The sequence below is a fragment of the Flavobacteriales bacterium genome (genome assembly GCA_016716605.1).
Lineage (GTDB): Bacteria > Bacteroidota > Bacteroidia > Flavobacteriales_F > PHOS-HE28 > PHOS-HE28.
Window position 1 is genome coordinate 3,086,304 of the sequence record JADJWA010000001.1, and the last position, 12,898, is coordinate 3,099,201.

The 12,898-nt window shown below is 63.3% G+C and carries 13 protein-coding genes; 12 read left to right on the plus strand and 1 reads right to left on the minus strand.

Annotated elements, in window-relative coordinates:
• Positions 1–3: 3 nt before the first annotated feature.
• On the minus strand, positions 4–1,338 hold the full coding sequence (locus IPM12_12515; protein MBK9148624.1) for a PhoH family protein: 1,335 nt from the start codon (positions 1,336–1,338) through the stop codon (positions 4–6).
• A 150-nt stretch (positions 1,339–1,488) separates the two neighbouring features.
• Between IPM12_12515 and IPM12_12520 the strand changes: the two genes are divergently transcribed.
• The 12 genes from IPM12_12520 (at position 1,489) to IPM12_12575 (ending at position 12,896) form a co-directional block, all read left to right on the plus strand.
• Positions 1,489–1,896 carry a hypothetical protein gene (locus IPM12_12520; protein ID MBK9148625.1) on the plus strand — a complete coding sequence of 136 codons (408 nt, stop codon included), beginning with the start codon at positions 1,489–1,491 and terminating at the stop codon, positions 1,894–1,896.
• A gap of 49 nt (positions 1,897–1,945) precedes the next feature.
• Positions 1,946–2,785, plus strand: a complete 840-nt coding sequence (locus IPM12_12525) for an ABC transporter permease (protein MBK9148626.1) — start codon at positions 1,946–1,948, stop codon at positions 2,783–2,785.
• A 4-nt stretch (positions 2,786–2,789) separates the two neighbouring features.
• Positions 2,790–4,034 (plus strand): ABC transporter ATP-binding protein, encoded by a 1,245-nt coding sequence (locus IPM12_12530; GenBank protein ID MBK9148627.1) that lies wholly within the window; start codon positions 2,790–2,792, stop codon positions 4,032–4,034.
• Complete coding sequence (locus IPM12_12535) at positions 4,035–4,739, plus strand: hypothetical protein (protein MBK9148628.1); 705 nt, start codon at positions 4,035–4,037, stop codon at positions 4,737–4,739.
• The gene (locus IPM12_12540) at positions 4,736–6,328 is read left to right on the plus strand and encodes a hypothetical protein (protein MBK9148629.1); all 1,593 of its coding nucleotides are present in this window, start codon (positions 4,736–4,738) and stop codon (positions 6,326–6,328) included. The genes IPM12_12535 and IPM12_12540 overlap by 4 nt, the downstream gene beginning before the upstream one ends.
• Positions 6,325–7,107: an FkbM family methyltransferase gene (locus tag IPM12_12545; GenBank protein ID MBK9148630.1), complete on the plus strand. Its 783-nt coding sequence runs from the start codon at positions 6,325–6,327 to the stop codon at positions 7,105–7,107. The genes IPM12_12540 and IPM12_12545 overlap by 4 nt, the downstream gene beginning before the upstream one ends.
• On the plus strand, positions 7,091–8,095 hold the full coding sequence (locus tag IPM12_12550; protein ID MBK9148631.1) for a polysaccharide deacetylase family protein: 1,005 nt from the start codon (positions 7,091–7,093) through the stop codon (positions 8,093–8,095). Before IPM12_12545 ends, IPM12_12550 begins: the two co-directional genes overlap by 17 nt.
• Complete coding sequence (locus IPM12_12555) at positions 8,095–9,360, plus strand: glycosyltransferase (protein ID MBK9148632.1); 1,266 nt, start codon at positions 8,095–8,097, stop codon at positions 9,358–9,360. Before IPM12_12550 ends, IPM12_12555 begins: the two co-directional genes overlap by 1 nt.
• The gene (locus IPM12_12560) at positions 9,357–10,088 is read left to right on the plus strand and encodes a glycosyltransferase (protein ID MBK9148633.1); all 732 of its coding nucleotides are present in this window, start codon (positions 9,357–9,359) and stop codon (positions 10,086–10,088) included. The genes IPM12_12555 and IPM12_12560 overlap by 4 nt, the downstream gene beginning before the upstream one ends.
• Positions 10,085–10,999 carry a glycosyltransferase family 2 protein gene (locus tag IPM12_12565; protein ID MBK9148634.1) on the plus strand — a complete coding sequence of 305 codons (915 nt, stop codon included), beginning with the start codon at positions 10,085–10,087 and terminating at the stop codon, positions 10,997–10,999. The genes IPM12_12560 and IPM12_12565 overlap by 4 nt, the downstream gene beginning before the upstream one ends.
• The gene (locus IPM12_12570; GenBank protein MBK9148635.1) at positions 10,996–11,895 is read left to right on the plus strand and encodes a hypothetical protein; all 900 of its coding nucleotides are present in this window, start codon (positions 10,996–10,998) and stop codon (positions 11,893–11,895) included. Before IPM12_12565 ends, IPM12_12570 begins: the two co-directional genes overlap by 4 nt.
• 92 nt (positions 11,896–11,987) lie before the next feature.
• Positions 11,988–12,896 (plus strand): glycosyltransferase family 2 protein, encoded by a 909-nt coding sequence (locus IPM12_12575; GenBank protein MBK9148636.1) that lies wholly within the window; start codon positions 11,988–11,990, stop codon positions 12,894–12,896.
• Positions 12,897–12,898 lie beyond the last annotated feature (2 nt).

Sequence of the window (12,898 nt, forward strand, 5' to 3'; positions counted from 1 at the left end):
CCCTCACAACCGATCGTTCGCCAGGTTCGCCAGCGGGCTCCGTTCACCCTTCTCCAGCGTGATGTGCGCGAAGAGCGGATCGCCCTTCGCCTTGTCGATGAGGTAGCTGAGGCCGTTGCTCTCGCTGTCGAGGAAGGGCGAGTCGATCTGGTGGATATCGCCAGTGAAGACGATCTTGGTGCCTTCACCCGCGCGGCTGATCACGGTCTTCACCTCCAGTGGCGTGAGGTTCTGCGCCTCATCGACGATGAAGAAGATGTTGCTCAGGCTGCGCCCGCGGATGTAGGCCAGCGGCGCGATGGAGATCTTGTCGTTCTCCAGCATCTCATCGATGCGCTTGGGCGTGCTGTCGTGCTTCTCGAACTGGCCCTTGATCAGCTTCAGGTTGTCCCAGAGCGGCTGCATGTACGGATCCAGCTTGCTCTGGATATCGCCGGGCAGATAGCCGATGTCCTTGTTGCTCAGGGGCACCACCGGACGCGTGACGTAGATCTGGCGATAGTCGCGGCGCTGCTCCAATGCGCAGGCCAGTGCCAGCAACGTCTTGCCCGTTCCTGCTGCGCCTTGCAGGGTCACCAGCTTGATCTCCGGATCGAGCAGCGCGCTCATGGCCAAGGCCTGTTCAGCGTTCTTCGGGCCGATGCCGAAGACGCTCTTCTTCTCCACGCGATCCACGGTTGCCGTGCGCGGATCGTACTTGGCCAGGATGCTCTTCTTCTTGTGCTTGAGGATGAAGAAGTGGTTGCCCTTGGGCGCTTCAAGCCCCAGTTCCTCAGCGGGAACTGAGCCCTTCTCAAAGAGCCCATCGATGGCCTCCTCGTTGAAATCATCCACCACCGTGCGGCCGGTGTACAGCTGGTCGCTCACGTTGCGCACCTTGCCGGTGAGGTAATCCTCGCTCAGCAGGTTCAGGCTCTTGGCCTTGAGGCGCAGCGCCACATCCTTGGTCACCAGCACCACCTTGCGGCCCTGGTTCTGGCGCTGCAGCGTGAGCGTGGCGTTGAGGATCTGGTGGTCGTTCTTGCCATCCTGGAACACCTTGGTGGCATCAACCCCGTTGAGGTCGTGCTTGGCTACCACCTTCAGCTTGCCGTGGGTGGAGCCGTTGAGCGGTATCCAGTCCGTGAGGACGTCGCGTTGCGCTATGCTGTCGAGGTGGCGGATGAACTCCCGCGCCTCGTAGTTGATCGTGTCATTCCCTTTCTTGAAGGTGTCGAGCTCCTCGAGCACCTGAATCGGTATGGCTACATCGTGCTCTTCGAAGTTGGTGATGGCTGAGTGGTCGTGCAGGATCACGGATGTGTCGAGCACGAAGATTTTCCGGTCTTTCTTCTTCATTCGCTCAAGGAACGGTGTGAGCCAAAAGTATCCGGGGGCATGGTGGGGCATGGGCACGCGCTTCGCGCACTTATCCACGATCGATCGTGCCGTGATCAAGCAATGCGTTGATGGGCGCGGAATGCCGTGCATTCGTCGTTCCTTTCGGGCATGCGCACCGAGTACCCCGCGAAGATCCTGCTGGCCTGGGGCGAGGCCATCAGCGGCAACGCGGCGCTGCGCGATTGGCTCACGCAGAACGGCTATCCGGAGCTGGGCATCTTCACCTTCGCCCTGCGCAACAAAGCCGATGCGCGCAAATGGCTCATGGATAACGGCTACCCGCACCTGATGGCGGTGATCAACGGGATCGAGGGAAAGCAGGAGGCGCTCGATTGGCTTGAGCGCAATGGGCTCTTCGCGTTGAAGCAGATGGCCTTGGCCGCCGACAACGACCGCGAGGCCTTCAACTGGTTGCTGGCCAGCAACCGCCGCGACCTGGCCATGCTCAGCCACAAGATGAGCGTGGTGAAGAACGAGATCGAGGACGACAATAACGATCCGCACAAGTACAAATGAGGCGGGATCGGGCTGGGTACATTCGCCGCCGGACACGCACTGCCCTTGCATGCATCGCCACCGCGTCGTAATCGAGCCCGGATCAGCCAGCCAGCGTTATTGGCGCGACCTGTGGGAATACCGCGGGCTGCTCGCCTTCCTGGCCTGGCGTGATGTGCTGGTGCGTTACAAGCAGACCGCCGTGGGCGTGCTCTGGGGCATGTTGCGCCCTGCCATCGCCATCGGGGCCATGTGGTTCATCGGCTGGCTCTTCGGTGCCGAGGCGCCCGAAGGCGCGCCGCGCGTGATCAGCGTGGCCGCCGCTGTGCTTCCGTGGCAGTTCTTCGCTACCGCCTTCGGTGAAACAGCCAACTCGCTCATCGGTAACAGCAACCTCATCACCAAGGTGTATTTCCCGCGCTTGGTGCTCCCGTTCAGCACCGTGCTGGTCAGCCTCATCGACTTCCTGCTCGCGCTGGCCTTGCTCGCCGTGCTGATGCTCATCTACGGCTTCGCTCCCGGACCGCAAGCGCTGCTCATGCCCGTGTTCCTATTGCTGGCGCTGCTCGCCTCCACGGGCCCGGGCCTGCTGATCGCCTCGCTCAACGTGAAGTACCGCGACTTCCGCTACATCGTGCCCTTCATCGTGCAGTTCGGGCTGTACGTGACGCCGGTGGCCTTCACAAGCCAGGCGGTATTCGAAAATCCCACCATCCCCGATGCCGTGAAGCTGATCTACGCGTGCAATCCCTTGGTGGCCGTGGTCGATGGTTTCCGCTGGTGCCTGCTGGGCGGCGCGCCCATCCACCTGCAGGGCTTCCTGATCAGCTGCGGTGCGGCCCTGCTCCTCCTGGCCGCGGGCATCATCCGCTTCCGTCGAACCGAACGCGGCTTCGCTGACATCATCTAAAAGCATGGGCGAACCGATCATCCGCGTACAAGGCCTTAGCAAGCGCTATTTGCTGCGCCACCAGCAGACCGAGCGCTACACCGCCTTGCGCGATGTGCTCGCGAACAAAGCGCGATTGCTCTTCAAGCCATCGCGCGCCAGCGCTTCGTCATCTGAGTTCTGGGCGCTTAAGGATGTAAGCTTCGACATTCAGCCCGGCGACCGTGTGGGCATCATCGGCCGCAATGGCGCCGGCAAGAGCACCTTGCTGAAAGTGCTCAGCCGCATCGTGGATCCCACGGAAGGGCGCGTCGAGATCAACGGCCGCCTCTCCTCGCTGCTCGAGGTGGGCACAGGATTCCACCCGGAACTGAGCGGCCGTGAGAACATCTATCTCAACGGCGCCATCCTGGGCATGAGCCGCGCGGAGATCGCCTCGAAGTTCGACGAGATCGTGGCCTTCGCCGAGGTGGAGCAATTCCTTGATACGCCGGTGAAACGCTACAGCAGCGGCATGTACGTGCGCCTTGCTTTCGCCGTGGCCGCGCACCTTGAGCCGGAGATCCTGGTGGTGGACGAGGTGCTGGCGGTGGGGGATGTGGCCTTCCAGCGGAAGTGCATGGGCAAAATGAAGGAGGTGGCGCACGGCGGCCGCACCATCCTCTTCGTGAGCCACAACATGGCTGCGATACAGAATCTGTGCAGCACGGCCATCTATCTGAAGCATGGTCAGGTGCAGGCACAGGGCGAAGCTGGTACCGTGATCGCCGAGTACCTCCACAGCGGTACCGTTGCTTCAACCGTTGACCTGCGCTTGCGCGATGACCGGCAAGGCAGCGGCGCCGTGCGCTTCACAGGCTTCTCGCTCACCGATGACGCCGGCCAGGAACTCGCGGCCATGCAGGGCGGCACGCCGGCGCAGCTGCATTTCGACTTCGCGGCACGCGGCCCGGTGCGCAACCTGTACTTGGCCATCGGTGTGGACGATGAGCTGGGCACGCGGGTGGCGCACCTGAGCAACGAGGTCACCGGACAGGTCTTCGCCGTGGCCGATGGCGCCAGCCGCGTCACTATCCGGTTGCCACGCTGCCCCTTCCGCAGTGGCCGTTACAGCTTCACGCTCTACAGCACGGTGAACGGCGACATCGCGGACTACATGTTCAACGCCGGCACCTTCGATGTCGAGGCTGGTGACTTCTTCGGCACCGGCAAGGTCCCTGCGGGCGACCAGGGTGCGGTGCTCTTCGATCATTCCTTCAGCATCAGCTAGGTGAACGACCTCATTCTGCTCCTCCGCCGAATCAGGCATGGCCGCAGCAAAGGCGCCTCTTGGGGACATATGCGCTATTACCCGCGCTGGAAGCGGAGCCTGATGCCGGGCGCATCGTCCATGCGCGACCGCAAGCCCTGGCTGACCTTCCCGGCCATAGACCTGCTGCACCAGCAGGCCCTTCCTTCGCACCGTGTGTTCGAGTACGGCGGGGGCGGAAGTACCCTCTTTTGGTGCGATCGCGTGGCCGAAGTGGTGACCGTGGAGCACGATGCCATCTGGTTCAAGGCGCTGGAGCAGGCCGCACAAGGCGTGAAGGCGAAATGGAACGGCCTATCCATTCCCAGCGCCGCTGGAGACCTGGTACCCGACCCCGACCCCGCTGAACCCGCCCATTACAGTTCGGCCGATGAAGCCTCGAAAGGGCGCAACTACAAGGCGTACGCGGAAGCCATCAACGCCTATCCGGATGCGCACTTCGACATCGTCCTCATCGATGGACGCTCGCGTGCATCGTGCCTCGCGCTGAGCGTGCCCAAACTGAAACCTGGAGGGCTGCTGGTGCTCGACAATGCTGAGCGCGCCTATTACACCGCGCAGAACGCCAATGCCCTGCGCGCGCTGGAGCCCATCCTGTTGGGCATGGCACCGCTGCCCTACGACCGCGACCTCAGCGAGACCCGCATCTTCAGCAAGCGCGCATGAGCCTGGCCCCCATCATCGTGTTCGCCTACAAGCGGCCAGCGCTGCTGAAGAAGGCGCTCGAAGCGCTCTCGGCAAACCCGGAAGCCTCCGGTAGCGCACTCACAGTGTTCTGCGATGGCCCAAAGACGGATGCAACCGAGAGCGAACGGAAGGCCATCGAGCAGACGCGCGATGCCGCGCGATCGGCGCAGGGCTTCAGCGAAGTGATCGTGGTGGCGGCTGAGCGCAACAAGGGCCTGGCCGCCTCGGTCATCGATGGGGTCACTGCTACGGTGTCCCGGCATGGCCGCGTTATCGTGGTGGAAGAGGATGTGACGGTGGCCCTCTGTTTCCTGCGCTACATGAATGACGCGCTGGAGCGATTCGCAAAGGATGATCGCGTTCTGAGCATCGGGTCGTGGAACTACTTCGCTCCGGGCACGACCGATGCGCCTGCCTTCTTCCTGCGCTACCCCGACAGCATCGCATGGGCCACGTGGAAGCGCGCCTGGGACCTGTTCGAGCCGGATGGCAACGCCCTGCAGGAAGCCTTGGCGCGCACGGGACGCAAAAGTGCATTAGAGGCCGATGGAGCGGTGCGCTACTTCGGCCCAATGATGCAGGCGCAGCTTGAAGGACGCGTGGACAGCTGGGCCATTCGCTGGACGGCCACGAGTGTGCTGCACGGCAAGCTCAACCTCTACCCGCGCGAATCGATGGCGCGCCATGAGGGCTTCGGCTCGGATGCTACGCACGAGCGTGGCGGCGACGATTACAACGCAGGGCTTCGTCTCGCGGCCACCGCACCCGAACTGAGCGGCCTTAGGTCCGCGGAATCAGAGCCAGCCCTCGTCGCATGGGCAGCCTTCGTCAATCGCAACTTCACACGACGACGGGGCCTGCGCGAGCGGCTGTACCAACTGGCTCCACCTTTCATACGGGCGAAGTGGCGCAGGATGAGGACGCCCGGTGAGGCGCATGCCTCGCGCTTAGCGTTCGAGCCGGTATCCCGCGTTTTCGGGCTCGATCGGGGCACGGCCATCGACCGGCACTACATCGAGCGATTCCTTTCCGCGAATCGCGACCGAATACATGGCCATGCGATGGAGATCGGCGAGGCACGCTACCTGAAGGCTTTCGGCGCCAACCTCTCGAGGGCGGAGGTGCTCATCTTTGGTTCCGATCCGGGCGCAGGTGAGCGCGCCGGCGATCTCACCCGGCCGGAATCGCTTCCCAAGGCTGAACTGGAAGCCTTCATCTGCACACAGACCTTGAACTTCATCTATGATGTGAAGTCCGCCGTGGCAGGCCTGCACGCCGCGCTGAAACCAGGCGGCACGGCACTGGTCACCGTTGCCGCCCTCGCACCCATCTCCAGGCACGATGCGGAGCGCTGGGGTGATTTCTGGCGCTTCACGCCGCAAGGCGTGCAACGAATGTTCGAGGATGCTTTCGGCGCCGGGAACGTTGAGGTCACCGTATTCGGCAACAGCTACGCGGCCACGTGCTTCATCATGGGCTTCGCCAAGGACGAGTGCGAAGAGCACCGGCTGGACCACGCGGACCCCGATTACCCGGTCGTCATCGGCATCAAAGCCATCAAGGCATGATCCGTCGAGCCATCTCCCGTTTCCTTCACGGACCACCCTCAGCGGAGGGGCGCCTCATCAATGCCGCTTCAGCCTTCCCACGCCACACGCCGCATACGTTCAGCTACCGGCAGTGGACAATCCAGTGCACCGACTTTCTCTCCGTGGCATGGCAGGTTGCCGAGATCTTCGGCGATGAACGGATGCGCTTCCCCGCACCGAGTCATGATCCGCTCATCATCGATTGTGGTGCGAACGTGGGCATCAGCGTGATGCACCAGCGCTGGCGCCACGCGAAGGCGCGCATCATCGCCTTCGAGCCGGATGAAGCCGTATTCGCCTGCCTCCAAAGAAACCTGGGTACCAATGGAATCACGGGCGTTGAATGCCACCGGCAGGCTGTCTGGGTGCACGGCGAAGGGGTCTCCTTCGGGCGCGAGGGCGCCGATGGCGGCTCGATCTTGCGCACAGGCGATGCTGTCAGCGTGCCTTCGGTCAAGCTGCGTGATGTGCTGATTTCGAACGGCACGGTTGACCTTCTCAAGGTGGACATCGAAGGCGCCGAGACCGAGGTGCTGCTAGACTGCGGTGATGCGCTGGGCGGGGTGCAGCGGCTGTATGTCGAGTACCACTCCTTCCGCAACCGCCCGCAACGGCTGCATGAGCTGCTGGCCCTGCTGGCTGCGCAAGGCTTCCGCTACTACCTGCACCGGATCGGCGCGCATCACGCCCAGCCCTTCATGGCCCTGGCCGATGCCGAGATGGACCTGCAGCTTGATATCCATGCCATCCGTAAGTGACCTGAAGCGATCCGTGCGCGATGCCGCAGCACGCCTGCGCATGAGGCGCGATGCCTTACTCGGCGGCGATTGCCTGGTGCTGCTCTACCACCGCGTGGCCCATCTTCGAACGGACCCGCAGCAGCTCGCTGTCGCCCCCGAACGCTTCGAGGCGCAGCTCGCCTGGCTGAAGCGCCATCGCCGCGTGCTAACGCCGGACGAGTTTGACGCGCACCTTGCCGCGCGCAAGCGTTTCCCGCGCCATAGCGCCCTCATCACCTTCGACGACGGCTATGCCGACAACCATGCGCATGCACGGCCGATCATGGAGAGGCTTGGCGTGCATGGCATCTTCTACATCAGCGCGGGCTACATCGGCTCAGGCCGCGAGTTCTGGTGGGACGAGCTGGAGCGGCTGCTCCTGCTCAACAATGCCCTCCCGAGGACGCTGCTGCTGGAGCACCACGGTGTGCGCGTGGCCTGGAACCTCGATCGCGATGCTGATGCCGGGGCGATGCGCCCGCATTACGATGCGCTACTGGTGGCGTTGCGTGCGCTGCACAGCGCCAAGCGCGAGGAGCTGCTGAGCGAGTTGCGCGGCCTAGTGCATTCCACGAACGCGCGGGCCACGCATCTGCCCATGTCCGAGTCGGAGCTGAAGGCCTTCGCGGCCTCGCCGGCGGTGACAATCGGTGCGCACACGCTGCTGCATTGCTCGCTGGCCGCCCAATCTCCCGAGGAGCAGCGCCGAGAGATCATCGGGTCGAAGAGACTGCTTGAAGAGATGCTCGGCGGCACGGTGGAACGCTTCGCCTACCCCTTCGGCACCCTGGACGACTTTAACGAAGAGAGCATCCGCGTCTGCAAGGAGGCCGGCTTCCGCCATGCCGCCGCCAACCGCCCAGGCCTCGTGCACAAGGCTTCGCCGAGCTTCGCATTCCCACGCGTGCTGGTGCGCGATTGGACCGCTGAGGAGATGGCCGATCATCTTCGACCCTATCAGCTGTGATGCAGATCGCGCACCTGAGCACGAACGACTTCGGAGGCGCGGCCATCGCGGCCATGAACCTGCACCGCGCACTGCTCCATGCCGGCGTGGAAAGCGACCTGCTCACGCTGGGCCGCACGCGCCACGACATCCCGCGCCATCACCTCGTGGATCCCCACGCGCTTCATCCGCCGGCCTGGTTGAGCCGTGGGCGCTACAAGGCCCTGCGCCTGCTGGAACGCACAGGCCTGGCGGACGACCGCAGCCCCGATTCTTGGAACAAGCACCTGCGCGGTCGCCCACCCGGAAGGGAGTCCTTTTCATTGCCGTGGACCTTCTTCGATGTACTCCGCCATCCCATCGTGCAACGCGCTGACATCATCAACCTGCACTGGGTGAGCCGCGGCATGATCGACTACGTGCGCTTCTTCGAAGGGTGCGGCAAGCCTGTTGTGTGGACGCTGCACGACATGAATCCCTTCACAGGCGGCTGCCACCACGCCGATGAGTGCAAAGGCTACGAAGCGGCGTGCAGGTCGTGCCCTCAGCTCGCCGATCCCGACAGGCCGCATCGGTGGTGGCAGGCTAAGCATGATGCAATCGCGCGCTTCCCGGACGAGCGCCTCGCCTTGGTGGCGCCGTCGCAATGGCTGGCCAACCGCTGCGAGGCCAGCGGCATCATGGCAGGCCGCGCGTGCGACGTTGTGCCCAATGGCTTCGATGCCACCATCTTCAAGCTGCAGGACCGCGCCGCCGCGCGCGCGGCGCTGGGTTGGCCCGCCGATCGGCGCATCGTGCTCTTCAGCGCCTTCGATGCCGGGAACTCCCGCAAGGGTCTAGACATGCTGATTCCCGCGATGAGCGGCCCGGGTGAGGATGCGTTACTCGTGAGCATGGGCGCGCCGATGCTCGCGCTGCAAGGCCGGCCGGATGCCCTTTCCACCGGGTTGCTGTCCGATCCCTCCCTCATCGCGCGCCATTACGCCGCAGCTGACATCTTCGTGCTGCCATCCATGGCAGAGAACCTGCCCAACACCATCTGCGAAGCGCACCTGTGCGGCACGCCGGCCGTGGCTTTCGCCGTGGGCGGGATTCCCGAGCAGATCGATGGCAGCAACGGGCTGCTTGTGCATGAACGGTCGGCTGAGGAGCTGCGCAAGGCCATCCGCGCCGCGCTTAGCAGCAATTGGGACCATGCAGCCATCGCCGCCTCAGCGCATGGGCGCTACAACGCGGCAAGCGTGGCCAGCCGATATCAGGCCATCTACAGTCGCCTACCCCGATGAGCAGCCTCGCCATCGTCACCATCTGCCGCAACGACCGGGAAGGCCTGCGACGCACCTTCGCCAGCCTGCAAGCCCAGTCGGACCAGCGCTTCGCGCACGTGGTGGTGGATGGCGGCAGCACGGACGGCAGCGTTGAGCTTATCCGCTCGCAGGCGCAGCGGATAGCACGCTGGGTAAGCGAGCCCGACGCGGGCATCTATGCCGCCATGAACAAGGGTTGGCGCTTGGCCGATGCCGATTTCATCCTATTCATCAATAGCGGCGACGGCCTCGCCGATGCACGAGTGGTCGAGCGCAGCCTCCCGCTGCTCGATGCTGGCATCGACATCGCCTATGGCGACCTGATGCTGATGGAGGGCGTCCGGGGCAGCAGGATCAAGCCCTATCCAGAGCGCTTCGATACGCGGTGGCTGCTGAGTGAATCCCCCCCGCATCCCTCGCAGTTCATGAGCCGGGCACTGCTCGAGCGCTGGGGCGGCTTTGAGGAGCGGTACCGCATCGCAGCCGATTATGGTTTCTTCGCCCGGGCCTTCTGGAAGAGCGGACTGCGGCTCCTCAAGCTGCCCTTCGCCGTGGGTGCCTTCGATACTGCGGGCATCAGCTCCAGCGCCGATCAGGTATCGCGCGTGCTGGCTGAGCGCAAGGATATCCAACGGCGCTACGCCCCGTGGCTTTGGTACTTGGCCTATCAGGGCTGGGCATTATTCAATCGCGTCATCGGTCGATGAGCAGCCCGCGCGTAACCATCGTCATCGCGACCTTCAACTATGGCCGCCACCTGCGCACCGCGCTCGATTCGGTGCGGGCCCAGACGATGCTTGATTGGGAGTGCATCGTGGTGGACGATGCGAGCACCGATGACACGCAGGCGATACTCGCCGATGCTTCGGGCACAGACCCGCGCATCCGCTGCATCCTCAACGCCCGAAACCTCGGCGTCTCCGCGGCGCGCAACCTCGCGCTGGCGGAAGCCAGGGGCACGTACATCCAATTCCTCGACGCCGACGATGCCATCGCGCCGGAGAAGCTCGCACGGCAGGCAGCTTTTCTGTATGCGCGTGACGATGCAGCAATCGTGTGCTCCGACTTCACGCATTTCACCGCTTCGCCGGATTTCAACAATCCGGGCGAGTACAGGGCCGACGAGAAGCTGGATGGGTCGGGCGAGACAATCATTGATCGCCTCTTGAAAGGCAACGTGATCCGCCTGAATACGGCACTTGTCAGGGCCAGCGCTGTACGGTCCGTGAGTGGTTTCCGGGAGCAGTTCCACGCCGTGGAGGATTGGCACCTTTGGCTCATGCTGGCCAGCGCGGGCCTTCGCTTCGCGTTCCTCGATGACGCAGCATGCCTTTCCGCTGTGCGCGTGAATCCGCAGGGCTTGAGCAAGGATGGGCCGGGAATGCGGCGCTGGCATCTGCCCGTGCTTCAAGACCTCTGGACGCGCGGCAGCCTGGGCTTCTTCCTGCGCCTCCAGGTCCTGGTCCGTTACGCTGATTTCTTCCTCGAACTGCGGTTGGTCAAGCGTGAACCAGCAATCCTGCTTCCGCACCGGCGCAACGCTTTCCTCCTGCAACTTGTGCCCATTACGCTGGCGCTTGCCCCCATCTGGTTCGTCACGCGACCTTTCCGCCGATGATCCACGACTGCTTTACCTTCTTCAACGAGCTGGACCTATTGGAGATCCGTCTTCGCGAGCTCGACCCGGTGGTGGACCGCTTCGTGCTGGTGGAGGCGACGTTAACGCACCAAGGGAAGCCCAAGCCCTTGCATTTCGCGGAGAACAAGTCGAGGTACGCAGCATGGCTGCACAAGATCGAGCATGTGGTGGTGGATCGGTATCCCCCGCGCCCCGATGGTGACGGCTGGGTGTACGAGAAGCATCAGCGCAACTGCATCATCGATGGGCTGAAGGGAGTTGCTCCCAGGGATCAGGTATTGATCAGCGATGTGGATGAGATCCCGCATCCGGACGCCGTGCGCAAGGCCGCTGGCATGCATGGCTTCCGCATCTTCCGGCAGCGCATGTTCTACTACTACCTCAACTGCGTGAATGCCACCCAGCACAGGGGGAAAGGGTATCGCTGGAACGGCACCGTGATGATCGATGGATCCATGGTCCGTGAGCCCTTGCAGGACTACCGAGAGATGAGCGCGCTGCTGCTGAACACCTTCACACCGCCTTTGGCGAGGAGGCTCTATTACACCATCAAGTTGCGGTGGCAGCTGATCCGCTTGGGATGGCGGCCGCGCTACATCAACGACGGGGGCTGGCATTTCAGCTACTTGGGAGGCGTTGACCGGATCATCAGCAAGCTGGAGTCTTTCGCGCACGCCGAGTACAATAAGCCCGAGTACAAGGACCCGCGACGGATCAAGCGGGCCATCGAGCAGGGCGAAGACCTATTCGGCCGCGGCTTCCGGTACCGCTTCGTGCCGATGGATGCCAGTTGGCCGCGTGCAGTGATGGCCGACAAGGAGCGCTGGGCGGCATTCTTCAGCGAAGGCATTTCTGCGGACCCTGATCCGCGATGATGGTTGTGATTATCGTGGGCTTAGCGCCTTGGCGCAGACAACGCATTGGTTGATCACGAGCTTGTGAACAGCACGGTACCTTGCCCGACCGGATGCCGGAGGTAGCCTTCATCATTGTTAGCCACAACACGCGCGAGGTGCTGCGCGATTGCCTGATGTCCATTGCCGAGCACGCAGGCGTGGAGCACGAAATCATCCTGGTTGACAATGCCTCAGAGGACGGCACGCCGGATATGGTGCGCGCCGACTTCCCGGGTGTGCGGCTCGTTGCCAGCCCGTTGAACTTGGGCTTCTCACCGGCCAACAACCAAGGCATCGCATTGGCCGCTGCCCCTTGGCTGGTGCTGCTGAACCCCGATACGGAACTTCATCCAGGGGTCATGCGCGCGTGGATAGACGGCCACCTCTGGCATGGTGCAGCGATCTCCGGCCCCCGGCTGCTGAACCCGGATGGGACCTTGCAGAAATCAGCGTGGCGCATCCCCGGCCTGGTCAGTGCAACGCTAGAGTTACTCGGCCTCCATCAATTGTTCCATGCGCACGCTTACCCCTCTGACTGCTTCACCAAGGACTTCCAACCGGGCTTCGTCTCCGGTGCCGCCATGCTCTTCCACCGCGATTGGTCCACGCGCATAGGCGGGCTGGACCCCGCGCTGTTCTGGTGCGAGGATACCGACCTCTGCATGCGCATCGTTGCTGCGGGCGGATCGTGCTGGTTCATCACTCGGGCCGAGCTCATGCATATCGGCGGCGAGAGCGCCAAGCGCAACCCGAAGCGTGCGATACCCAACCAGTTGCTGAGCCGCATCAAGCTCGCAACGAAGCATCGACACAAGGTGATCGCGGGGCTCGTTGCCATGGTCATCGGCTTGCACATCGTCACGCGCATCATGGCCTTTGGCCTGATCAGCGTGATGCGCAAGGAGCCTCGCGCGAGTGCCTATCGGCATGCTTGGACCCGATACCGGGACTACCTCATCCACGGGGATCATTCCATTTAGGA